Source organism: Dechloromonas sp. TW-R-39-2 (assembly GCF_016864195.1).
Taxonomy (GTDB): Bacteria; Pseudomonadota; Gammaproteobacteria; order Burkholderiales; family Rhodocyclaceae; genus Azonexus.
On record NZ_CP045202.1, the window covers coordinates 2,698,734 to 2,721,866 of the forward strand.

General features: G+C 60.1%; 27 protein-coding genes and 1 riboswitch. Of the genes, 23 read left to right on the forward strand and 4 right to left on the reverse strand.

The window, feature by feature from the left end; genetic code table 11:
* Positions 1–7: 7 nt before the first annotated feature.
* The 10 genes from cobM to GBK02_RS13125 are packed head-to-tail and all read left to right on the forward strand — an operon-like array spanning position 8 to position 8,195.
* On the forward strand, positions 8–799 hold the full coding sequence (gene cobM / locus GBK02_RS13080) for a precorrin-4 C(11)-methyltransferase (RefSeq protein ID WP_203467079.1): 792 nt from the start codon (positions 8–10) through the stop codon (positions 797–799).
* Entirely contained in the window at positions 795–1,712 is a 918-nt protein-coding gene (locus GBK02_RS13085; protein WP_203469398.1) for a sirohydrochlorin chelatase, read from the forward strand. The genes cobM and GBK02_RS13085 overlap by 5 nt, the downstream gene beginning before the upstream one ends.
* 16 nt (positions 1,713–1,728) lie before the next feature.
* A complete protein-coding gene (locus GBK02_RS13090; protein ID WP_203467080.1) occupies positions 1,729–2,406 on the forward strand; it encodes a precorrin-8X methylmutase in 678 nt (225 codons plus the stop codon).
* Positions 2,407–2,412: 6 nt separating this feature from the next.
* Positions 2,413–3,591, forward strand: a complete 1,179-nt coding sequence (locus GBK02_RS13095) for a cobalt-precorrin-5B (C(1))-methyltransferase (protein WP_203467081.1) — start codon at positions 2,413–2,415, stop codon at positions 3,589–3,591.
* Positions 3,588–4,880: a precorrin-6y C5,15-methyltransferase (decarboxylating) subunit CbiE gene (cbiE, locus tag GBK02_RS13100; RefSeq protein WP_203467082.1), complete on the forward strand. Its 1,293-nt coding sequence runs from the start codon at positions 3,588–3,590 to the stop codon at positions 4,878–4,880. Before GBK02_RS13095 ends, cbiE begins: the two co-directional genes overlap by 4 nt.
* Positions 4,877–5,665: a precorrin-2 C(20)-methyltransferase gene (gene cobI / locus GBK02_RS13105; protein ID WP_203467083.1), complete on the forward strand. Its 789-nt coding sequence runs from the start codon at positions 4,877–4,879 to the stop codon at positions 5,663–5,665. Before cbiE ends, cobI begins: the two co-directional genes overlap by 4 nt.
* Positions 5,666–5,702: 37 nt before the next feature.
* A complete protein-coding gene (locus tag GBK02_RS13110; RefSeq protein WP_203467084.1) occupies positions 5,703–6,446 on the forward strand; it encodes a cobalamin biosynthesis central domain-containing protein in 744 nt (247 codons plus the stop codon).
* Entirely contained in the window at positions 6,443–6,838 is a 396-nt protein-coding gene (locus GBK02_RS13115) for a cobalamin biosynthesis protein (protein WP_203467085.1), read from the forward strand. The genes GBK02_RS13110 and GBK02_RS13115 overlap by 4 nt, the downstream gene beginning before the upstream one ends.
* Positions 6,835–7,833, forward strand: coding sequence for a precorrin-3B C(17)-methyltransferase (gene cobJ / locus GBK02_RS13120; RefSeq protein WP_203467086.1), 999 nt, complete (start codon positions 6,835–6,837; stop codon positions 7,831–7,833). The genes GBK02_RS13115 and cobJ overlap by 4 nt, the downstream gene beginning before the upstream one ends.
* Positions 7,830–8,195, forward strand: coding sequence for a ferredoxin (locus GBK02_RS13125; RefSeq protein WP_203467087.1), 366 nt, complete (start codon positions 7,830–7,832; stop codon positions 8,193–8,195). Before cobJ ends, GBK02_RS13125 begins: the two co-directional genes overlap by 4 nt.
* Positions 8,196–8,643: 448 nt before the next feature.
* Here the strand turns inward: GBK02_RS13125 and GBK02_RS13130 are convergent, their stop codons facing one another.
* From GBK02_RS13130 to GBK02_RS13145, 4 genes are all read right to left on the reverse strand, one after another.
* The gene (locus GBK02_RS13130) at positions 8,644–9,291 is read right to left on the reverse strand and encodes a hypothetical protein (protein ID WP_203467088.1); all 648 of its coding nucleotides are present in this window, start codon (positions 9,289–9,291) and stop codon (positions 8,644–8,646) included.
* A gap of 81 nt (positions 9,292–9,372) precedes the next feature.
* Complete coding sequence (locus GBK02_RS13135; protein WP_203467089.1) at positions 9,373–9,843, reverse strand: hypothetical protein; 471 nt, start codon at positions 9,841–9,843, stop codon at positions 9,373–9,375.
* A gap of 488 nt (positions 9,844–10,331) precedes the next feature.
* Positions 10,332–10,526 (reverse strand): hypothetical protein, encoded by a 195-nt coding sequence (locus GBK02_RS13140; protein ID WP_239003024.1) that lies wholly within the window; start codon positions 10,524–10,526, stop codon positions 10,332–10,334.
* A 60-nt stretch (positions 10,527–10,586) separates the two neighbouring features.
* Positions 10,587–11,285 (reverse strand): Crp/Fnr family transcriptional regulator, encoded by a 699-nt coding sequence (locus tag GBK02_RS13145; RefSeq protein WP_203467090.1) that lies wholly within the window; start codon positions 11,283–11,285, stop codon positions 10,587–10,589.
* Between the two features lie 350 nt (positions 11,286–11,635).
* Between GBK02_RS13145 and GBK02_RS13150 the strand changes: the two genes are divergently transcribed.
* The 13 genes from GBK02_RS13150 (at position 11,636) to GBK02_RS13210 (ending at position 23,079) form a co-directional block, all read left to right on the forward strand.
* A complete protein-coding gene (locus GBK02_RS13150; protein WP_203467091.1) occupies positions 11,636–12,013 on the forward strand; it encodes a hypothetical protein in 378 nt (125 codons plus the stop codon).
* 151 nt (positions 12,014–12,164) lie between these two features.
* The gene (locus tag GBK02_RS13155; RefSeq protein ID WP_203467092.1) at positions 12,165–12,947 is read left to right on the forward strand and encodes a helix-turn-helix transcriptional regulator; all 783 of its coding nucleotides are present in this window, start codon (positions 12,165–12,167) and stop codon (positions 12,945–12,947) included.
* A 100-nt stretch (positions 12,948–13,047) separates the two neighbouring features.
* Positions 13,048–13,611, forward strand: coding sequence for a YbhB/YbcL family Raf kinase inhibitor-like protein (locus GBK02_RS13160; protein WP_239003025.1), 564 nt, complete (start codon positions 13,048–13,050; stop codon positions 13,609–13,611).
* A 159-nt stretch (positions 13,612–13,770) separates the two neighbouring features.
* A riboswitch (cobalamin riboswitch) is annotated at positions 13,771–13,968 on the forward strand.
* Positions 13,969–14,118: 150 nt separating this feature from the next.
* Positions 14,119–16,218 (forward strand): TonB-dependent receptor, encoded by a 2,100-nt coding sequence (locus GBK02_RS13165; protein WP_203467093.1) that lies wholly within the window; start codon positions 14,119–14,121, stop codon positions 16,216–16,218.
* 134 nt (positions 16,219–16,352) lie between these two features.
* A complete protein-coding gene (gene hemP, locus GBK02_RS13170; RefSeq protein ID WP_203467094.1) occupies positions 16,353–16,526 on the forward strand; it encodes a hemin uptake protein HemP in 174 nt (57 codons plus the stop codon).
* Positions 16,527–16,633: 107 nt separating this feature from the next.
* Positions 16,634–17,266 (forward strand): energy transducer TonB, encoded by a 633-nt coding sequence (locus tag GBK02_RS13175; RefSeq protein WP_203467095.1) that lies wholly within the window; start codon positions 16,634–16,636, stop codon positions 17,264–17,266.
* Position 17,267: 1 nt separating this feature from the next.
* Positions 17,268–18,011, forward strand: a complete 744-nt coding sequence (locus GBK02_RS13180) for a MotA/TolQ/ExbB proton channel family protein (RefSeq protein ID WP_203467096.1) — start codon at positions 17,268–17,270, stop codon at positions 18,009–18,011.
* Between the two features lie 2 nt (positions 18,012–18,013).
* On the forward strand, positions 18,014–18,439 hold the full coding sequence (locus GBK02_RS13185) for a biopolymer transporter ExbD (RefSeq protein ID WP_203467097.1): 426 nt from the start codon (positions 18,014–18,016) through the stop codon (positions 18,437–18,439).
* 82 nt (positions 18,440–18,521) lie between these two features.
* Complete coding sequence (locus tag GBK02_RS13190; RefSeq protein ID WP_305852113.1) at positions 18,522–19,067, forward strand: iron transporter; 546 nt, start codon at positions 18,522–18,524, stop codon at positions 19,065–19,067.
* A gap of 2 nt (positions 19,068–19,069) precedes the next feature.
* Complete coding sequence (locus GBK02_RS13195; RefSeq protein WP_203467098.1) at positions 19,070–20,542, forward strand: carbohydrate porin; 1,473 nt, start codon at positions 19,070–19,072, stop codon at positions 20,540–20,542.
* A gap of 8 nt (positions 20,543–20,550) precedes the next feature.
* Positions 20,551–20,880, forward strand: coding sequence for a cupredoxin domain-containing protein (locus GBK02_RS13200; RefSeq protein ID WP_203467099.1), 330 nt, complete (start codon positions 20,551–20,553; stop codon positions 20,878–20,880).
* Between the two features lie 11 nt (positions 20,881–20,891).
* Positions 20,892–21,695, forward strand: coding sequence for an FTR1 family protein (locus GBK02_RS13205; RefSeq protein WP_203467100.1), 804 nt, complete (start codon positions 20,892–20,894; stop codon positions 21,693–21,695).
* Positions 21,688–23,079, forward strand: a complete 1,392-nt coding sequence (locus GBK02_RS13210) for a 4Fe-4S binding protein (protein ID WP_203467101.1) — start codon at positions 21,688–21,690, stop codon at positions 23,077–23,079. Before GBK02_RS13205 ends, GBK02_RS13210 begins: the two co-directional genes overlap by 8 nt.
* The last annotated feature ends 54 nt before the right edge of the window (positions 23,080–23,133 follow it).

The following is a 23,133-nucleotide window of genomic DNA, read 5'->3' on the forward strand; positions in this document are numbered from 1 at the left end:
CCAATAAATGCCCGGAAAAATCTGGTTCATCGGCGCCGGCCCCGGCGACCCCGACCTGATCACGGTCAAAGGCCGCAAGCTGCTCGAACAGTCAGGAGCCGTGCTCTTTGCCGGTTCGCTGGTCGATCAGGCGGCGACCTTGTTCACCCCCGAAGGCTGCGAGATCCGCGACTCCAAGGACATGACGCTGGAAGAAATGACCGACTGGCTGATCGCCGCCGCTGAAAAGCACCAGACAGTCATTCGCCTGCAAACCGGCGACCCTGGCCTGTACGGCGCATTGATCGAGATGACCCGCCCGCTGACCGCCGCCGGCATCGAGTGGGCCGTCGTTCCCGGTGTTTCCTCGGCGATGGCCTCGATGGCTGCGGCCGGTGAAACGCTGACCCTGCCCGAAGTGACGCAAACGGTGATCCTGACCCGCGTTGCCGGGCGCACGCCGATGCCGCCGGGCGAAGATCTCGAATCGCTCGCCGCGCACAAATCGACCCTGTGCATCTACCTGTCGATCACGCTGCTGCACAAGGTTCAGGAAGCATTGCTCACCGCCGGCTGGCCGGAAGATGCGCCGATTCTCGTCATCCAGAAAGCCAGTTGGCCGGGCGAGGAAAAGATCGTGCGCGGCACGATCAAGGACATCAAACGCAAGTGCCAGGACGAGAAGATCGCCAGCCAGGCGATGATCGTCGCCAGCCCGACCCTGGGCGCCGCCGACTGGCCCGACCTGATTCGCTCCAAGCTCTACGACCCGAGCTTCACCCACCGCTTCCGCAAGGCAACCGAGAAACCCAATGATTAACGACACCACCCTGCTTCTCGTCGGCCACGGTTCACGCGGCCGCGAAGGCAACAAGGAAACGATCAATTTCGCGGCGCAGTGGCGCGAACAGCACCCGGACTGGCGCATCGAGGTGTGTTTCATCGAGCACGCCGAGGTGCTACTCGATGCCGGCCTCGACCGCGCGGCGCGTGAAGCAAAACGCGTCGTGGCCATTCCCTTCATCCTCAACGCCGCCGGCCACGTCAAGATGGAACTGCCGCATGCGCTGGAAGAAGCCCGCCTGCGCCACCCCGGCGTCGAGTTTGTCGTCACCCGCCACCTCGGCATGGGGCGCGAGATTTTTGCCGTGCTGCAGGGCCAGCTCGACCGCCTGATGAAACAACTGGCAGTCCCCGACCCGATGACCACCGGCGTCATCCTGCTCGGACGCGGTTCGTCCGATGCCGGCGCCAATGGCGAACTGGCCAAGATGGCGCGCTGGATTTTCGAGGACAACGATCATGAACTGGTCGACCTGGCCTTCACCGGCGTGACCTGGCCGCGCCTGGAAACCGTCGTCCAGCGCCAGGTCAGGCTGGGCATGATGCAAATTGCCATTGTCCCGGTCTACCTGTTTACCGGCGTGCTGATCGAGCGCATCAAGGAACAAGTCGAGCGCCTGCAACGCCAGTATCCGCAAGTCAGCTTTGCGCTCGGCACCCATTTCGGCTTCGACAAGGGCATTTTCGAGCTGCTCGACCGCAAGGCAGGCGGCGATGCAGAAGCCGGCGGAATGCTCGAATGCGATGGCTGCAAGTACCGCGAAGCGGCCGAGGCAGAACATCTGCACGACCACAGCCACACGGCTGTCCATGGCGAACACCATGGCTGCAGTCACGGCCATAACCATGACACCAGCCATGCCCACGGCTGCGCCCACAAACACGATTGATCGCACGGAGACAAGCATGAATCCCAATACCGCTACCGAACAACTGACCGCCGCCGGCCGCGCCATCGAGCACGAATCGTTTGCCGTGATCGATGCCGAAGCCGGCCCGCACCATTACACCGACGAACAATGGCCGCTGGTCCGCCGGATGATCCACGCCAATGCCGATTTCGAATTCAACGGCCTGACCGCTTTCCACCCGGAAGCCATGCGGGCCGGTTTTGAAGCCGTGCTCAAGGGCAATACGCCTATCGTCGCCGATGTCGAAATGATCTGCGTCGGCCTCTCCAAACCGCGCCTGGCCCACTTCGGCCTGAGCACGCACCACTACATTTCGGACGAAGACGTCATTGCGCAGGCCAAGGCCGAGAACAGCACCCGCGCCGTGCAGGCAATGCGCAAGGCACACAAGCTGGGCAAGCTGGATGGCGCGATTGTCGGCATCGGCAATGCGCCAACCGCACTGATCGAACTGGTCCGCCTGATTCGCGAAGAAGGCGTACGTCCGGCACTGGTCGTCGCCATGCCGGTCGGTTTCGTCTCCGCCGCCGAGTCGAAGGACCTGATGATGACGGTCAACGACGTGCCGTGGGTCGCCATCAAGGGGCGCAAAGGCGGCTCGACGCTGGTCGTTGCCGCCATCCACGCCATGCTCTCGCTGGCCGAAGCCAAGCAAAACGAACTGGCCGCCTGATTCTCGATGCCTCCGGAAATCATCCCCGTCGACAATCCCGCGCCGGCTGAAACCAAAACCAAGGTCCGCAAGGGTGACGCCAAGCGCGAACGCGGCAACCGCACCGGTTTCACCACCGGCGCCTGCTCGGCCGCCGCAGCCCGCGCGGCGACACTCGGCCTGCTCAACAGCGAAGTCGCCGAAACGGTGGTCTGTCGCCTGCCGAATGGCAGCGAAGTAAGCTTTGCCGTGATCGACGGTTATGTCGAAGAAGTGGCCGGACTGGCCCACGCCGTGATCGTCAAGGATGCCGGCGACGACCCCGACGCGACGCATGGCGCCCACATGACGGCCGATGTCCGCCTGCTCAGGCATCGCGCCGGCGAAATCGTCCTCAAGGGCGGCTTCGGCGTCGGCGTCGTCACCAAGGACGGTCTCGGGCTGGAAGTCGGCGGCCCGGCGATCAACCCGGTGCCGCGCCGCAACATCGTCGACAACGTGCGGGCGGTGGCCGGTGAGTTGCTCGATCACGACGGGCTGGAAGTCACCATTTCTGTCCCCGGGGGCGACGAGATGGCGAAAAAAACGCTCAACGCCCGACTCGGCATCCTCGGTGGCATCTCGATTCTCGGCACGACCGGCATCGTTCGCCCCTATTCGACCGCCGCCTTTCGGGCCAGTGTCGTGCAGGCGGTCGATGTGGCAGCCCGCCAAGGCCAGACCAGCGTGATCTTCACGACTGGCGGACGGACCGAAAAATTCGCCATGAAGCAATTGCCGGAACTCGATGAATCCTGCTTTGTGCAGATGGGCGATTTCGTCAAAGCGGCATTCAGCAGTGCGGTAAAGCGCGAATTCCCCAAGGTGTACGTCGGGGCAATGGTCGGCAAACTGACCAAGATGTGCCAGGGTCTTGCCGTCACCCATGCCTGGAAAGCCGAAGTCGACCGCGACATTCTCGCCGAATCGGCCCAGGAAGTCGGCGCGCCGCCCGATCTGGTCGAAGAAATCCGCGCCGCCGAAACAGCCCGCTTTGCCGCCGAAAAGCTCGCTGGAATGGGGTTGACCGTGGCATTCCACCAACAACTGGCCAAGAAGGCCATCCGCAGCCTGAAAAAACACTACCCCGGCAATTACCACCTCGCCGTGCTGGTTTGCGATTTCGAAGGCCAGTTCATTTGTCGCGTCGATGAAGAGGAAGCATGACCATCAAACCCCTTGAACACTGCACCCTGCTCGGCATGCTCGATGACGGCTGGGCCGGCCTTTCCGACACCGCCCGCCAGCGCCTGGCGACGGCCGATGTGGTGATCGGTGCCGGACGCACGCTTGAACTGGTCCGCCCCCATTTGGCCGCCGGCGTCGAGATTTTCGATATGGGCGGCAAGCTCGGCCAGGTCGCCGGCTGGATTCTGGAAGCGCGCGAGCAAGGCAAAAGCAGCGTCGCGCTGGCCACCGGCGATCCGCTCTGCCATGGCATCGCTTCGTGGCTGACCGGCAAGCTCGGCCGCAACGGCTTCGAGATCATGCCCGCCGTGTCCACCCTGCAACTGGCTTTCGCCCGCTTCAAGACAGCCTGGCAGGACATCCGGATTGCCACCTGCCACAGCGCCGATGCCGGCGAGTGGTTCGTCGGCGCCACGCCGGAACACGGTCTTTACAAACTGATGCGGACGATTGCGCAGCACCCGCGCGTCGCCTTGTTCACCGGCCCGGAAAACACGCCCGACCGCCTGGCCCGGGCGCTGATCACCGCCGGTTATGGTGACCAGGCGAGGCTTTCGGTCGCCTGTCGCCTGCTGCTCGACGATGAAATCATCTTCACCGGCCTTGCCGCGGTCGACGCCGCCGAAATGCAATTTCCGCAGCCCAATGTCGTGCTCGTCGAACGCACGCCGGACGCTGCCGGCCCCGGCTTCGGGCTGGAAGACCTCGAATACATCCAGCGTTCGCCGGAAAAGGGCCTGATCACCAAGCAGGAAGCGCGCGCCCTGTCGCTCGCCAAACTGCGCCTCAAACCCGACGCCATCGTCTGGGACATTGGCGCCGGTTCCGGCTCAGTCGGCCTCGAATGCGCCCGGCTGGCGCCGCACGGCCATGTCTGGGCGATCGAAAAAAACGAGGGCGATGCAGCCAACGCCCGCGCCAACGCCGTGCGTTTCCGGGTCGGCAACTACACGCTATGCGAAGGCAAGGCCCCGACCCTGCTCGACACCTGGCCCGACCCGGACGCCGTATTCATCGGCGGTTCGGGCGGCGAACTCAGTGAGTTGATCAAGCTCATCCTCGCCCGCCTGAAACCCGGCGGCCGGCTGGTGATGAACTTCGTGACGCTGGAAAACCTCGCCACCGCCACCGCATCGCTCAAGGAAAACGGCGCAGCCTGGGATGTCGTCCAGCTCCAGGCCAGCCGCTCGCAACCAATTCTCGACATGCACCGGATGGCGGCCCAGAACCCCGTCTGGATCGTCACCGCAAGCAAGGAAAACACATGATTGAACCCAAAACCTACGGCAAACTGATCGGCGCCTCGCTCGGCCCCGGCGATCCCGAACTGATCACCCGCCGCGCCTGGCGCGCACTGCAATCGGGCGCGCGCTGGCTGTATCCGGTCAAGAAGGCTGAGGAATCCTCCTACGCGCTGTCCATCGTCGAACGCGGCGGGATTGCCGTGCCGGGCGATGCCGTCGAACTGGTTTTTCCGATGACGCGCGATGCCGAAATCCTCGCCAAGGCCTGGAGCCGCGCCGCCGTTCAAACGGTCGAACTGCTCGCCGAGGGCCGCGACCTGGTTTTCCTGGTCGAAGGCGATGCCTCGACCTTCGCCACCTTCGGCCATCTCGCCCGCGTTGTCCGTGAGCTGGTGCCGGAAGTTGAAGTCGAGACGATTCCCGGCGTTTCCTCCTTCGCCGCCGCAGCCGCCAGCACCGGTACCGTGCTCGCCGAGGAAGACGAAACCTTCGCCATCATCCCGGCCGCCTACGGCGTCGAGGTGATTGACCATCTGCTCGACGAGTTCGACACGCTGGCCCTGCTCAAGGTCAAGCCGCTGGTCGACGAGGTCATCGAACTGCTCGAACGCCGCGAGCTGCTGGCCACCTCGGTGTTCATCGAAAAGGTCGGCTCGCCGGACGAGCGCGTGATCCGCGACATCGCCAGCCTGAAGGGCGAAAAGGTCAATTACCTGTCGCTGATGCTGGTCCAGAACCCGAAACGCGTACGCGGCGAATTGCGCCGTGGCTGCCGCAAGCGCAAGGACGCTGCTGCGGTCGACGCCTGAAAAAGACAAAAAACCAAGCCCCACAGAGAACCCCAACATGAAAATTGCCGTCGTCTCCATCACCAAACATGGCATCGCACTGGCCGGCCAGGTGCTTGCCGCCCTGCCTGGCGCTCAACTTTTCTGCCCTGAAAAATTTCGGGCTGATGCAGAAACCGCTGCGCCCGGTGCCTTCCATTGCTACACCGGCAAGGTCGGCGACCAGGTGCCAGCCTTGTTCGCCGCCTTCGACGGGATTGTCTGCATCGTCTCGCTCGGTGCGGTTGTCCGGCTGATTGCCCCGCACCTGAAAAACAAGGAAACCGACCCCGCGGTCGTCGTCATCGACGAAGCCGGCAAGTTCGTCATCCCGATGCTTTCCGGCCATCTCGGCGGTGCCAATTCACTGGCCGGCCATCTCGCCACCGCCCTCGGCGCGACGCCGGTCTTGACCACGGCATCCGATGCGCGCCAGACGCTGGCCGTCGACCTGCTCGGCCGCGAACTGGGCTGGACTTTTGAAGCAACGCACGACGAAATCGTCCGTTGCAGCGCCGCCGTGGTCAATGACGAGGCGGTTGCGTTGGTCCAGGAAAGCGGCAGCGAAGACTGGTGGACGCATCACGCCAATGGCCGAAGTGGGCCGCTGGCAGCCAATATCCAGCGTTTCAGCCGGATCGAGGAGATTGATCCCGAGCATTTTGCCGCCGTCCTGTGGATCAGCCAGCGCGCCCTGCCGGCCGAGTTCGCTGCCCGCCTGGCCGGCAAGCGGGTGATTTACCGGCCGGCCGACAGGGCATGAAAATCACCCTCGGCCTCGGCTGCGACCGGAACACCCCGGCCACGACCATCGAGCAATGCATCGCCGAGGCGCTGGCACTGTGCGGCCGCAGTTTCAGCGATGTCTGGGCAGCGGCCAGCATTGACCTGAAAGCCAATGAAACCGGCTTGCTCCACGTCATCGAGACGCACCGCTGGCCCTGCCTGTTTTACCCGGCCGTGGCCCTTGCTGCGGTCGACGTGCCGAATCCGTCGGAAACCGTGCGCCAGTACACCGGCACACCATCGGTCTCGGAAGCCGCGGCGCTGCTCGCCGCCAATGCCGATGCCGCTCATTTGATCATCGAAAAACACAAGTTGCGCGGCCCGGACGGGCGCAACGCCACTGTCTCCATTGCAAGGATTCCACAATGAACGCACCAGAAACCCTCGCCCCCGCCACCGTGAAGACCGGGAAAATCATGCTCGTCGGTCTCGGCCCGGGCAGCAACGATCACCTGACCGCCCGCGCCCGCGCCGCCATTGCCGAAGCCGACACGATCATCGGCTACGTCACCTATATCCGCCTGGTGGCCGATCTCGTCGTCGGCAAGGAAGTGATCAAGAAATCGATGACCGAGGAACTCGATCGCGCCATCGAGTCGCTCGACCGCGCCCGCCAGGGCAAGAAAGTGGCCTTGATTTCCTCCGGCGATGCCGGCGTTTACGGCATGGCCGGGCCGACCTTTGAAGTGCTGTTCCAGGCCGGATGGACGCCGGACTCGGACATCGAGGTCGAGATCGTGCCGGGCGCCTCGGCGCTCAACACCTGCGCTGCACTGGTCGGTGCGCCGCTGACCCACGATTTCTGCGCCATTTCACTGTCCGATCTGCTGACCCCATGGCCGACCATCGCCCGCCGGCTCGACGCCGTGGCCTACGCCGACTTCGTCGTCGCGCTGTACAACCCGAAGAGCGGCCGCCGCACCCAGCAGATCGTCGAAGCCCAGCGCCTCTTCCTGCGCCACCGCGATCCGCAAACGCCCGTCGCCATCGTTAAATCCGGCTACCGCCCGAAGCAGCGTATCGAATTCACCACGCTGGAGAAGATGAACGAGTGCGATATCGGGATGTTGTCGACCGTGCTGATCGGCAACTCCAATACTTTCGTCAAGCACGGCCTGATGGTCACCCCGCGCGGCTACGCCAACAAGTACGCCGTTGAAGACGGCGAGCGCAACACGCACGACGGCGAACAGGCCGGCCGCTCGCTGTCCACCGGCCTGAACGGCTGGATGGCGGCGATTCAGGCAAGCGGCAAGAGCGCCGCCGAACTGGCCGTCGAGTACCGTCTGCCGGAGGATTACATCGCTGCCGTATTAATCAGCGACGTGCCGGAAGAAGGCGAGGCCAACGAGATCGAAGCATGAGCCAGGTCGCCAAGCCGAAATTCCGCGAATACAGCCGCCACCTGCTGGTGTGCACCGGCGAACGGTGCACACTGAACGGCGAAGGACAGGCGCTGTTTGACAGCCTGCAGCACAAACTACGCACCGCCGGGCTAGGCGTCGATGCCGGCCCGCTGCGCGTCAAGCGAACGCGGACTGGCTGCGTCGCAGCCTGCAAAGGCGGCCCGATTCTCGGCGTCCAACCGGACGGAACCTGGTATTACAACGTGACCGACGAAAATATGGACCGGATCATCGAGTCGCATCTGAAGAACGGCAAAGTCGTCGATGAACTGGTTTTCCATCAAGGAAAACCGAGCTGCACGGAAGAAGCTTCCGGCTAGCAGGCCACATCCGGCCGGCGATCTGATCGTTGGCTGAAATTGAGATGGCCGGAACGTGCCCATAGCAGCTATAGGCTATCTTGAAAACCGGACGTTCAGGAACGTGAAGATGAGCGGACGCCGAAGGCGGTCCGCTCCAATGGTAGGTTAAAGCTCACATGCACACCCACGCTCACAACCCCAGCGCAATCCACAATTGATCCCGCAGTTGATCAAGCGGTTCGTTGAGTCGTCGGTGTGTCCCAAGATCATCGGCGTGAATGTAGAAGTCATTGAAGCTCCCATTTCCAGCGAGCATGACGGGCAGCAACAGCTAAATCGCCGCTTTGGAGCAGAGCAACGATTTCCCATCTCAGCAAGCGCTTTAACGTTTCAAGGTAAGGGGCGCTGCGCTTTATCGCGCAGCGCCCAGAGTGCTGAGCAAACGGGGTTGAGTGCCGGATTATGCCTAAACACCTTCCAACTCCATGAACCAGAAGCTACCAAACTTTGACCAATTAAAGTGATATGACTTTTGCAATTCAATGGATATGTCTTTCCCGCCAATAGGTACTGACAGATTGGCTCCTGATATTGAGTGACCATCGGAAATGTCATAAGCCCAGCACTTGCCGCCTTTGGTCTTGGGGTTTACGAACCGTTTTAGGTCGTTCATTACCAATGCAACGCCGCGGTTAGAGATACCAAGAGAAACATATTCCTCAAGAATACCGAGGTCTTCATATACATCCTTCATGAATATGTCGTGAGCGCCTCGTGGGCCACCGGAAGATGCGATAGCGCGGTAGCACTTGAGTTCAATGGCGATTGATGATTCGCCTTGGGTTGATTCTCCTTTCAGAAGAATATCAATTTCATTTGTTCCCAATTTCGTTTTTACACCTGTTTCCAGTTCAATGTCTGCCACCTCGTGACCGGAGTGCGAAGTAAGTGGAATTAACTGGCGGAGAATGTAAGCGTACTGAAGTTGCATTGACGCTTCTTTGTTAATTGGGATGGTTTTTCCGCCAACTTTCCGGGCGAATATTTCCCATGCGGCAGACACGGCACATCTCAATCGTTCTTCGTGTGTTGATGCCGTGATGAAGTCAGTCATAGCGAGCCTTTGAGGCATAACGTAGAAAATCACCGGACCTTCGGCAAGCGCAGCTTGCCGAAGGTCCGGTGGATTGGTGTGTTAGGTGCCATCCAAGCCCCGTGCTTTGGATTGATTAAACAACTGCTCAATTTTTGTTCGATCTTGTGAGCTACATGCTCCCGACTTGGACATTGCCGATGCTATGTGTCCTTGGGCTGCTCCATGCAAAAAGGATACAAAAGCAACCTGCTTGTCACTAAACCCTCGGTTACGTGCGCCACCCGTGAGTGAGGTGTAATTTGACTGCCAATCAAGGCCGCACCATTCGGCAAGGCCCGAAACTTCGCCAACATCAAAGGCGCGATTAGCCACGGCTCTTGAAATTGGCACTGTAATTCTGTCCTTCTCCGAGGTTGGTTGGGCAAACTGACCATTGGAGAGCTTTGCTTTTCCCCAAAAATTTTGAAGCACGAGAGAGAGCAATTCTTCTCGTTGTGCTTCCGGCAAAATGCCAGCATGCGAAATCCCGCATAAAAATACGAGAGAAAGCGGTAAGAAGATACGACGCATTTGTGGCACCTAACAGTGTTTACACGGACGCTCGGGTCCGCATGGCAATTGATATTGCTGACGCCGGATATATTGCACTAAGCATATTGTATTCAGTCACTTGGAATGTTGGCTGTCAGTATAACAATATCAATATGCCGGACAACTGACTCAGAGCAATGTCTGCTTTGGGGCACGGTAATCGAGTGTCCGCAGATGGCCGATAGCACCAATTCAGCCAACTTTCCGGTATACGGCTATTGAAATCAAGCTGCCTGCCGTAAGCCAGGTATGAAGCATCCCCAAAGACAGGCTCAGAAGCCTGGCGGATTTTCAGATAACTGCTTCGTGGAGTCAGTCACCGGCTATTTAGCCGATAGCCCACCCGCAACATGACTCTAGAATGCGGTTGATGCTGGAAGTCGAGCCGCCGAGAGAAAAAAACTCCAGCCTGAAAATAGGCATCTCGTTGCTTTTTCTCTAACCTATCTCTATGTGCAGTGATTTGACTACGGCTTCTGTGAAGGTGTTTTTTCCTTCACGCGCCACGCATACATCAGGGAAGCCTCATTGAATTCCTGCCTGGTTTCCACATCCTTCCACCAAACCAATCCCCGGCTGTCTTGACCGAGGTATTTCCACTGCTGGACATCTCCGCTGCACAGTTCAACGGTGTAAATCGCATTAGTCTCGAGAACCATCATTGATCGAGCCAAGGTAGTGAAAGGAAGGGGGGATTGGGTACTAGCGCTGACCAATCCTGATTAGGCGACTAAATCCAGTTGTAATCGCGAGATGCTGTTGATGTGAATGTCGCGCCCCTGGATGGTAAAGAGACCTTGCGCGCTCAATTCGTGGAGAGTCCGGGAGAAATGCTCAGGGCTCAGACTTAACTGAGAGGCAATGACGCTTTTAGGTGCAGACAGCCTGATGACAGTGGCTTCCTGACATGATTCCTGATTGGCTGCTTCACGCAACAGAAAGGTGAGTACGCGCTTGGCGCCGGAACACAGCGTGTACCCTTCCAGATCGACCATCAGGTCGTGCGTTTGTTGCGACAGAGAACTTAGCAAATTATGGGTGAAGCCCGGATTGCGGGCGACCAGATCAAGAATTGCCGTTTTCGAGATCTGTAGCACCAGCGTGTCATCCAGTGCTTGCGCATGAGCCCGGTAGGGCTGATCCAAAATAAGCTCGGTCTGTCCAAAGCTCTGCCCTGCGCCCAGTATAGTGACGACCTTTTCGGTGCCCTGGGGTGATGAAAATGCCACTTTCACCTGGCCGTACATCACGATCAGCAGACCAGAGCACCCATTCCCGGATCGAAACAGCATGTCGTTCTTTTCGAGATGCAGTGTCTGGCAGGCCTTGCCAACTTCGAGAGTCTCGTCGCAGGAAAGTCCTCCAAACAAAGGGATTCGACCCAACAGGGTATCAATCTGGACAGACTTTACATCGCGCATTGCTTCTCCTAGCTCAGGCTGCGGGAACAGTTGAGCGTGCAATGTGCCTCTGATGTTCAGGCGCAGCTTGATTTAGATCAAAACAATCCGAAGGCCCTAGGTAGCTCCCATACCAAATAACTACATTTCATTCGTATTTTTGGAGGCTCTCGCAACATTTTGCTATCCTGCCGCTTTTCCATTGACCCGCGCTACAACCCAAGCCTGCCAACGATGGCGGCACAAGATCAGGTTTGAAAGCCGGGCCGGAGACACAGATGATCACCGGATGCCAGGTGATTTGATACGGCAGTTCGGATAACGTATGGATCGCCCCAAATATCGAAGTTTTTACTCTTTTCAGGAATGTCATGATCAACAAACTTAGCAGGATGCTTTTTACCGTTTCGTCAGCACTTTGGCTCACTGCCGCCTTGGCCGAAAACCCGGGACACAAGCATCATCACGATTTCCCCCAAGATGTTGATGCGTTCCATGCGGTGCTCGCGCCGATTTGGCATGCACGCCCCGGCAAGGAGCGTTCGCGCAACGCCTGCGCCCAGGCTGCCGAGATGGAGAAACTGGCCAAGGGCATCCAGTCTTCGGACGCAACGCCGCTGCTTGCAACGATTAACGCTTTGCAAGGCAAATGCAAAGGCAAGCTGGCCGATGTGGATGCAGCATTCTTTGATGTCCATGAGGCATTTCATCGGCTGATTGACGCGCCGGCCCCCGCGGCAAAACGTTGAGCCGGTTGACGCACCCCATGGCCGCCACAGCCTGGGGGCTGGGACAGCACGCTGCGCCGTGCGGCAAATGCTGCCCGTCAAGCGATCTTCCTGCGTGCTACGGTCGACACGCCAAAATCGCCCAATTTCCTTGCACTATCCACACACCCGGATGAACTCACCCGCTGGCGTCTCTGCCCTGACCATCAACACGCGTATCTCGCATACGGTGCGCACCCTCACCATGCGTGACGATCTGGTCGGCTGGGTGATTTCCGGCCGCAAACGCTTATCCACCCCGCTCGGTGACAAGCAGTTTGGTGCCAACGAGGTATTTCTCATCCCGCGCGCAACGCAGTGGGATGTGATCAACGAAGCTGATCCGGGTGGCGCCTACCAGGCGCGCATCATCAGTTTTTCGCCGCAGTTGCTTGAACAGTTTTTCGAACGTTTTGCTCAGTTCACCGCGACACCGATATTGCGCAGTTGCGCGATGACCAAAGCGGATGAGGCTTTCACGGCGACCTTCAGCCATACACTGGCGGCGCTTGAAGATCCCCGCGCGTCAAATGCCGTTCGCGAACACCGGGCGCTGGAGGTCTTGTTGCTGCTGGCCGAGCGCGGTCTGGTTTTTACGCCGACGCACAGTTTGAGCTGGACAGACCGGGTATACCGGCTGGTCGGGCAACGCCCCGAATTCGACTGGACCATGGCCAGCGTTTCGCGTGCCTTCCTGCTCAGCGCCAGCACGCTGCGCCGCAGATTGGTGGAAGAAGGCACCTCGGTCAGTCAATGCGTGCGTGAGGCTCGCCTCGAAGCGTCGATGGCCTTGCTGCAATCCTCCAGCCTGCAGGTTTCGGAAATTGCGGCGCGCTGTGGATACGACTCACACAGCCGGTTCTCAGCGGCGTTTCGCCAGCGCTTTGGCTATGCACCGTCGCACTTGCGCTCATGAAAGCTGCAGTATGGACTGCAACGCACAGCAATTGACGCGCCAGAGCTAGCGCGCCGCGCTTCCTGTGGTCATCATTGGCCTTCCTTTTTCTGGAGTCCAAATGATGCGTAAACTTCTTCTTGCCGCCGCACTTGCCGCTACGTCGACCTTCGCTGTGGCGACCGATTTCGAGTTGAGCAGCCCGGATATCAAGCCCGGCAGCATGATCGACAAGCGTTTCGAGTTCAATGGTTTCGGTTGCTCCGGCGAAAACAAATCGCCCGCCTTGCAGTGGCGCGGCGCCCCCGCCGGCACCCAAAGCTTTGCCGTCACCGTATACGATCCAGATGCACCGACCGGTTCGGGTTGGTGGCATTGGTCAGTCATCGATCTGCCCGCCGAAGTGCACGCCTTGGCGGCGGATGCCGGGGCGGTCGGTGGCGCAAAACTGCCGGCCGGTGCGAAGCATGTACGGATCGATTACGGTGTCGCTGGATGGGGCGGCACTTGTCCGCCGCAAGGTGACAAAGCGCATCGTTACATTTTCACGGTCTACGCCCTGAAGACAGCCAAAATCGAAATCCCGGCCGATGCCACCGCAGCACTGGCCGGCTACATGATCAATGCGAACACCCTTGGCAAGGCCAGTTTTGTGGCCCACTACGGTCGCGCCAAAGCGAACTGATCAAACTGCCCAGCTCTCTTTTACATCCACTTCAAGCGGTCTGGCAAACAGGAGTACGGTGTTCTAAAAAATTCAAAAACCACCATATACAGTAGAAAAAATATTCGCAGGCACTACCCATAGTAGAAACATCATTGACGCTCAGGCCACCATACCGTTAGAATCAAAGTTGTTGAAGGTTCCCCATTCTGGGGATTAAAAGGGAATCCGGTGCCGAGTCTGACTCGAAATCCGGGGCTGCCCCCGCAACTGTTATCGGCGAGCGCTTCGCCACTCTTGCCACTGGCTCACACCGGGAAGGCAGCGAAGCGCGATGAACCGAGAGCCAGGAGACCTGCCGCAACAACTTTCCAACCAATGATGGGGCGGGGTGTCCCTGATGAAAGGTTTGTGCGTGCTGCCATTTTTCGTTCGTCCGGCTTGTCTGCCCACGGGAAACTCCCGTTGCGGCGATCGCGCTGCGCCCAGCGCGCCCCTTCGAATCTCCCCCGCCTGCGGAGACTCCCCATGCCAGTGAAATCGTTTAGAACATCGCCCCTGACAGCCGCCCTGCTGCTTGCTTTTTCAGGTAGCACCCAGGCGGCCGGCGTGCCGACGCTGCAAGAAGTGACCGTCAGCAGCGGCCAGCAGAATCTGATCGGCGTTGCCGATTCGGCCACCGAAGGAACGGTCACCGCCAAACAACTGGCCAATCGTCCCTTGTTGCGGCCGGCCGAAGTACTTGAAACGGTGCCGGGGATGATCGTCACGCAACACTCCGGCGACGGCAAGGCCAACCAGTATTTCCTGCGCGGTTTCAATCTCGATCACGGCAGCGACTTTTCAACCCACGTCATGGGCATGCCGGCCAACATGGTCACCCATGGCCATGGTCAGGGTTACATGGATCTGAACTTCCTGATCCCGGAACTGATCTCCAGCGTCAAATACCGCAAGGGCGTCTATGCAGCGGACGATGGCGATTTCGCCACGGCCGGCTCGGCCCGGATCGATTATCAGCGTAGCCTGGCCAGCCCGTTTGTCGACATGAGCATCGGCCGCAACGGTTTTCGCCGCCTGGTGACGGCGGGCAGCAGCGAAATGGCCGGTCACCAGTTGCTCGGCGCACTGGAGCTGGCCGGTAACGACGGCCCCTGGGATCAGCCGGAAAACCTGAAAAAGACGAATATCGTGCTGCGTCTCTCGAACGGTACGACGAACAATGGCTACGCCGTCACGGCAATGGCTTACAAGGCGGACTGGAGAGCCACCGAACATGTTCCGGAACGCGCCATCCAGAGCGGCGAGATCGGTCGCTACGGTGCGCTGTCAGCCAACGATGGCGGCAAAACGCACCGCTACAGCCTGTCCGGCGAATGGGCCAGAACCGGTGAAGAAGGCGCCACCCGGGCCAACGTATATCTGATCGATTACGGGCTCAATCTTTTCTCCGCCCCGTCCGGCTACATCAACGGACTGAATGGCGACCAGCACGAGCAGGCTGACGAGCGACGCATCTGGGGCGGCCAGGCCAGCCGCAGCTGGTTTCTCGGTCCACAGTTCAAGGACAGCGAAATTACCGCCGGCGTCTCACTGCGTCAGGACCGGATCAGCCACGTTGGCCTGTACAGCACGGAGAATCGCCAGCGCACCAACACCGTCCGCGAAGACCGCATCAACGAGACAGCACTCGGTTTCTATCTCGAAGCGCGTAGCCAGTGGACTCCATGGCTGCGCAGCAACATCGGCCTGCGCCGCGACGAAATCCGGGCCCAGGCCAGCGCCCTGGGTGGCGCCAACAACATGAGCAATGGCGGCGATATCAGCGCCGGCCAGACCAGCCCCAAACTCGGCATCACCATCGGCCCCTTCAACCTGCTCGGCGCCACCGAGTTTTACGCCAACTGGGGCAACGGCTTCCACAGCAACGATGTACGCGGTGCAACAGCAAGAACCAACCCGCAGGACGGTTCGGCGACGATGGCCGTCCCGCTGCTAGTCAAGGCCCGCGGCTCGGAAATCGGTATGCGTGCCGCGCCACTGCGCGGCTGGCATACCAGCCTGTCACTGTGGCAAATGGATCTGGCCTCCGAGCTGGTGTTCATCGGCGATGAAGGCATCACCGAACCCAAGGGCGCCTCGCAACGGCACGGCATCGAATGGTCCAACTACATCGTGCCGACCGATGGCCTGATCATCGATGCCGATCTGGCCCTGTCCGAAGCCCGCTTCAAGACAGCCAACGCCGATAACGGCGGACGCCATGTACCGAATGCCATCCCGCTGACCGCTTCGCTCGGCCTGACGGCCGACCAGGGCGGCCGCTATTTTGGCGGCCTGCGCCTGCGCTATATCGGGGCCTACGCCCTTGAAGAAACGGCGCATGAAAAATCGACGGCCTTCTGGATGACCAACTTGAAAGCCGGTTACCGCTACGATCGCCAGCTTCAATTCACACTCGATGTACTCAACCTGTTCGACAAGAAAGCCAACGACATCGAATACTGGGGCGGCGCCTGCACGCGTAGCGAAGCCGCCAACGGCAGTTGCGGCGGCGGCATCGATGGCCGCCTGGTGCATCCGATCGAACCGCGCACCCTGCGCTTGGGCATGCGCTTCACGTTCTAAGGCACAAGAGAGCACTTTGACTGGGAATGGCAGGCGACAGATATAACGTTTGATCGACAAATTGCAAACGAATGTAATTGACAACGATTCGCGTTTACGTAAAATTGCGACAAGTTCTCATTTGCAGGAATATCATGAACCCGCCTTCCCAGCCTTCACCCGCAACACCACCGCTATCCGGCACCCATTTGCCGCGGATAGACACCAGTGAATTGCTGCGCGGCGCTGTAACGCTTGAAATCATGCACGCCGGCCAACGCTACCTGCTGCGCGTGACGCGTGAAAACAAGCTGATCCTGACCAAATAGGCCAGCCACCAACGATCTCCGTTGTACCTCTCGTTCCCGTAGCCAGCATGTACAGCCAGCCAAGGGTTTTTTCCGGCCGGCTCGGGACAATCCGGAAAACGAAATTCATGAGTTACACCCTATCCCAGGCTTCAAACAGCCGACGCAGCAGCCTGCTGACACTGGTCATCGGCTTGCATGTCGGCATCTTTCTGCTGATTTTTGCAGCCAAGACCGTCGTCCCGCAGATGATGGAAATACCGCTGGTCGTCGACCTGCTGCAACCGGCCGAACCCAAACCGGAACCCAAGCCGCTGCCGGTCGTCAAGCCGCAACCGGTCAGGCAGCCTAGCCCGGCCCCCAAAGCCCCGACGCCCCAGATCGAAGCCACGCAAAGCGTCGTTCCGGCGCCCAGCGCACCGGTCGCCGCCCCGCCCGAAGTCAAACCGGCCCCGCCGGCACCGGCCGCACCGGCGGTGACGCAAGCCCGTTTCGACGCCGACTACCTGCGCAACCCGGCCCCGCCCTACCCGCCGCTGTCACGCCGCATGGGCGAAGAAGGCAAGGTCATGCTGCGCGTCCTGGTCAGCCCGCAGGGAACGGCGGAACAGGTTGAAGTGAAGACATCTTCCGGCAGCGAGCGCCTCGACAACGCTGCGGTCAACACCGTCAAGAACTGGAAATTCGTCGCCGCCCGCCGTGGCGACACCCCGACTCAAAGCTGGGTTTTGGTACCCATCATTTTCAAATTGGAGCAATAACATGCAGGAAACCACGCAAAACGCTTTCGGCTTCGCCCACCTTTGGGCTGCAGGCGATGCCATTTCACACAGCGTCGCGATCATTCTGGCGATCATGTCGATTGCCAGCTGGTACCTGATCCTGGCCAAAGCCTGGGATTGGTGGACCGTTCGTCGCTCGGCCCGCGCTGTCGGCCAGTTCTGGGCGGCCAGCAGCGTCACCGAAGGGATCGAGCGCCTGCGCGATGCCGGCAGCGACAGTCCTTACGCGCAACTGGCCGAGCAGGCCAACTGCTGCAACCACGATTGCGAAACCGTAACCGGCCGCCTGGCTTCCCGCTTCGACCCGGCCGAACAAATGGAACGCGCCCTGCGCCAGCAACTGTCGAGCACCCAGGCCGGTATGGAAAACGGCCTGACGCTGCTCGCCACGACCGGCGCCACGGCACCGTTCGTCGGTCTGTTCGGCACCGTCTGGGGGATTTACCACGCGCTGGTGGCAATCGGCATCTCCGGTCAGGCCGCACTGGAAAAAGTCGCCGGCCCGGTCGGTGAAGCACTGATCATGACCGCCGCCGGCCTGGCCGTTGCGCTGCCTGCCGTCTTCGCCTACAACGCCTTCACCCGCGCCAACCGCGTCATCCTGGCCGATCTCGACGCCTTCGCCCACGACCTGCATGCCTTCTTCACGGTCGGCAAGCCGTTTGTCGCCAACAGCGCCCAGATCCACCCGATGCGCGCCCGCGCTGCTGCCGAGGTCGCGTAATCATGGCGATGGGCAGCTTCAATTCGCAACAGAACCAGATGCCGACGGCGGAAATCAACATGACGCCGCTGGTCGACGTGATGCTGGTGCTGCTGATCATTTTCATCATCACCGCACCGCTGATGACGCATTCGGTACCGGTCGACCTGCCGCGCGCAGCCAGCACGCCGACACCGGAAAAGCCGATGACGCTGCAGGTGGCGATCAATGCTGACAACCACATTTTCATCGGTTCCGAAGGGGTAGACCGCAGCACCCTCGAAGAACGCTTCAAGACCGCAGTCGCCCAGGATGCGCACGTCGAAATGCACCTCAAGGCCGACCGCAACACCCGCTACGAAGCCGTGGCTGAAACCATGAGCGCCGCACGTCGGGCCGGACTGACCAAGATCGGTTTCGTGACACAACCAGGTAGTGACGCGCACTAATTCGTTTCATTTCATTCATTCTCAAGCCAGCAATGCAAAGCCCGTCTTTGCCAGCCAGCCAGAGACATCAGGGAGTTCTGCAATGCTGACTATAAAAAAACTTGTTTCCGCACTGACCATTTCTGCTGCACTGGCCGCACCGGCCCTGGCTATCGAATATCCGATCGGCGTACCGCAACAACGGGCCGGCATGGAAATCGCCGCCGTTTATTTGCAGCCGGTTGAAATGGAACCGGAAGGCCACATGCGCAAGGCCACCGAGTCGGACATTCACATCGAAGCCGACATTCACGCACTGGCCAACAACCCGAACGGTTTTGAAGAAGGGGCATGGATTCCTTACCTGGTTGTCAAATTCGAAGTCAGCAAAATCGGCAGCGATTTCAAGGTTGCCGGCGATTTCATGCCGATGGTGGCCAACGATGGGCCACACTACGGCGACAACATCAAGCTGGCTGGCCCGGGCAAGTACAAGGTGAAATACAACATTCTTCCGCCGTCGGCCAACCCGCATTCGCATTTCGGCCGCCACACCGACCGCGCAACCGGCGTTCGCCCGTGGTTCAAGCCTTTTGAAGTCGAATACGAATTCACCTACGTCGGTATCGGTAAAAAAGGCGGCTACTGATCATGCGCCTCGCCAAAATCAGCGCTGCGTTCGTCGCAGCGGGGCTGGCCTTGCCCGTACTCGCCGCACCGAGCGATGCCGCACTGGAAAAACTGCTGGCCCGGATGGAAAAACTGGAAGCGCGCAACGCCGATCTGGAAAAGGAAGTGAAGCAACTCAAGGGCGAGAACGAGAAAATCGCCCAAGGCCTCGACAGCCCACGCCTTTCGGAACAGGAGCCGGAACTGACGGTGCGCCTGAAGGCTGTTGAAAAGGACGCACTGAACCAGAAAAAAGCCGCCAAGATTGCCGAAGGCCTCGACGGCATCAAAGTGGCAGCCTCGCTGGCCACCGTCGCGCAGCATGCCAACGGCCTGCCCAAGGACATCGAAAACGGCAGTTCCCAGCTCAATTACCGTGCAGACATCTCGGTTGAATTGCCGCTCAAGCCGCTTGGCGACATCAACCACAAGCTTTTTGCGCATTTGCGCATGGGCCAGGGGCTCGGCCTGAACTCAGCCTTCTCGAATCTCGGCCACTTCGCCAGCGCACCGAACGCCCTGGCCTTCCGCGCCTCCGGCCTTGATCCTGATTCCTCCGTCACCATTCTCGGCCAGGCCTGGTACCAGGCAGCCATCCCGCTGCCTTTCCTCGGATTCAAGCCTTACTCGCGTGAGACGCTGGAACTGACCGTCGGCAAGATGGACATCTTCGGCTTTTTCGACCAGAACGCCGCCGCCGGGGATGAAGCCAAACAATTCATGAACTCGGTCTTCGTCCACAACCCACTGCTCGATGCGGGTGGCGAAGTCGGCGTCGATGCGAACGGTTTCCAGCCAGGTTTTGTCGCTTCCTACCTGAACTACTTCAACAAGGCCGAACCGTGGCGCTTGTCGGTTGGCCTGTTCGGCACCGGTGACAAGGGGGCCAATTACCAGCGCAGCCTCTCTTCGCCACTGCTCATGGTCCAGGCTGAAAAACAATTGAAACTGTTCGGCGGCCTGACCGGCAACTACCGCCTCTACGGCTGGAACCGCAGCCAGGGGACCGACTACGACGGCAACCTGAACAAACACACCGGGATTGGCGCCTCGATCGACCAGCGGGTTGGCGACGGGATCAAACTGTTCGCCCGCTACGGCAAGCTGATCAAGGGTGAACTGCCGTTCAACCAGAGCGTCACGGCAGGTGTTGAATTCTCCGGCAGCTACTGGAACCGCGGCGCCGACAGCATCGGCATCGCCGGCGCCTGGCTGGAATCGGGCAAGGGCTACCGGACAAGTACCGCCAGCACCTGGCTCGACGACAAGCAGACGCAAGTCGCCTACAATTTCACGCCGCAAGGGGCCGAAAAGCTGACAGAAATTTATTACCGCTACCGCCTGTCGCCGCAATTCGAACTATCGCCTGACTTCCAGTACGTCACCAATGGTGGCGGCAATGGCGATGCCAAATCGGTCAAGGTCTTTGCCCTGCGCGCCAATATCGCTTACTGAGAACCTTCATGAAACGCTTCGCCCTCCTCGTTTTTAGCCTTTTTGCCCTGTCGACCGCAGCCATGGCCGACGATATGCCGACCATCAAGCTGTTGATGAAAGAAGGCCGCCTTTATCCTGAAACGCTGGAGGTTCCGGCCAATACGCGTTTCAGGCTGGAGGTCAAAAACGAGGGTCCGGGCGCGGCGGAGTTCGAAAGTCTGGAATTGAAGAAGGAACTGGTACTCGCTCCCGGTGTGACCCGCAACCTGGTTTTTTTCCCGATGAAACCGGGTACGTACAAATTTTTTGACGACTTTCATCCGGAAACCGGTCAAGGCCGGATTGTCGCCAAATAAGGACAGCGATCATGGGTAACGCATTTTTCGTCGTCTGGCGCGAGAGCCTCGAAGCCTTTCTGATTGCCGGCATTCTTTACGCCTGGTTGCAGGCCAACGACGATACCGGCAAAGGCAAGCGGGCGCTGTTCCTCGGTCTGGCCGCCGGTGCTGGCTTGGCCATGCTGCTCGGCTGGGCCTTGCTCACAGTTCAGGACGAACTGACCGGCGAAGCGCTTGAAATATTCCAGACCGCCACGCTTTTCGTTGCGGCCGGGCTGATCACCCAGATGGTCTTGTGGATGCGCCGGCACGGTCGCCAGATGAAAGCCCGCCTGCATGCCGAATTGTCGGCTGCGGCTGAGCGTTCCGGGTTGATTGGTGTCGCTGTCGTGGCCGCCTTGGCCGTCGCCCGCGAAGGTGCTGAAACCGTCATCTTTCTTTACGGCATGTCGCAGGAAGGCAATCTCGGCAATCTGCTGATCGGTGCCCTGGCCGGTTTCGCCGGCGCCGGTGCGACCGCATGGCTCGCCGCAAAAAGCCTGGCTCGACTCAATATCGGCCTGTTGCTGCGTCTTTCGTCGATCCTGCTGCTGATTCTCGCTTCGGCCCTGCTGGTTGCTGCGGTCGACCGCCTGATCGGCGCTGGTTGGCTACCGCCCTTGCTCGATCCGGTCTGGGATACGTCGCAGTTGATTGACGACACGACCAAGGCCGGCAAGCTGATTGCCGATTTTTCCGGCTACCGCGCTCGCCCGGCACTGAGCGGCCTGCTGGCCTGGGCGACTTACTGGGGCGTTGTCTTGCTGGCCTGGCGGAGAACTGCCCATGGCTGAACATGCCATTCGCTTTTATCCTGAAAAACCCCGCGGTCGACTCGAAAAAGTCGGCCTTTTCCTGCGCAACAACCGCCGCCTGATCATTTCAGTCCAGTGGCTGATTGTCATCCTTTATGCCGCGATGGTCATCATCCCGGCATTTTTGCCTTTACCGCCGGAAGATGCCCACATTTGGGACAACCTGCGCCTCTTCGCCCAATTTTGCTTCTGGGGGCTGTGGTGGCCGGGCGTGATGATTGCCACAGTCACCATGGGACGCGTCTGGTGCGGCCTGTTCTGCCCGGAAGGCGCGGTTTCCGAGTGGGTCAGCCAATACGGCCGGGGCAAGGCGCTGCCGCGCTGGCTCAAATGGACCGGCTGGCCCTTCGTCGCATTCATCTGCACCACGGTCTACGGCCAACTGGTCAGTGTTTATGAGTATCCGCAAGCCGCCCTGCTGGTCCTCGGCGGGTCGACCGTGGCAGCAGTCGTCATCGGCCTGCTCTACGGCCGGGAAAAGCGGATCTGGTGTCGCTACCTGTGCCCGGCCTCCGGTGTCTTTGCCGTCCTGGCCAAGATTGCCCCGCTCCATTACAAGGTTGACCGTGCCGCCTGGGACAAGCACGAAGGCGATTTCGAGCCGGTCAATTGTGCGCCGCTGCTCGATGTGCGGCGCATGACCAGCGCCTCCGAATGTCATGCCTGCGGCCGTTGCGCCGGCCAGCGCGATGCCGTCACCTTCTCGGCCCGTTCCCCGTTTGCCGAAGTGCTCAACCTCGATGCGCCGGCCCGCACGCCGGATGCATTGACCCTGCTCTACGGCGTCCTCGGCGTCGCCACCGCAGCCTTTCAGTGGACACTCAGTCCGTGGCTGCTCCAGGCCAAAATCCAGGCTGCCGAGTGGCTGGTCGAACACGACCAGTTCACCTTGCTCGACAATGACGTTCCCTGGTGGCTGCTGACCCATTACCCGGAAGCCAACGATCTGTTCACCTGGCTCGACGGCAGCCTGATCCTGGCCTACCTGCTGGGCGGCGGCTTTCTCCTCGGCAGCCTGTTGTTGCTTGGTCCGCTCCTCGCCAGCCGCTGCCTGCAGACGCCGGCACTGTCATGGCAGCGTCTGTCCCTGGCCTTGACGCCACTCGCTGCTGCCAGCGTCATTCTCGGACTTTCGATGCTCACCGTGACGCATCTCAAGGCCGAACATGTCTGGCTCGGCTGGCTGCCTTATTTCCGCATTGTCCTGCTCGGCGCCGGCTGCCTTGGCAGTCTGTGGCTGTCTCTGCGCCTGAGCGCAGCGGCCGCGACCGGCCTGTTCAAATCCGGCCTGGCAGTTGCTGCGATGCTGTGGTCGATCGGTCTGATGGCCGGCATCTGGAGCCTGGTATTTTTCATCTGGTAAACAATCCGGCGTAAAGTATTGCCCGGCCGGGAACGTTCCCGGCCGACCGTGATG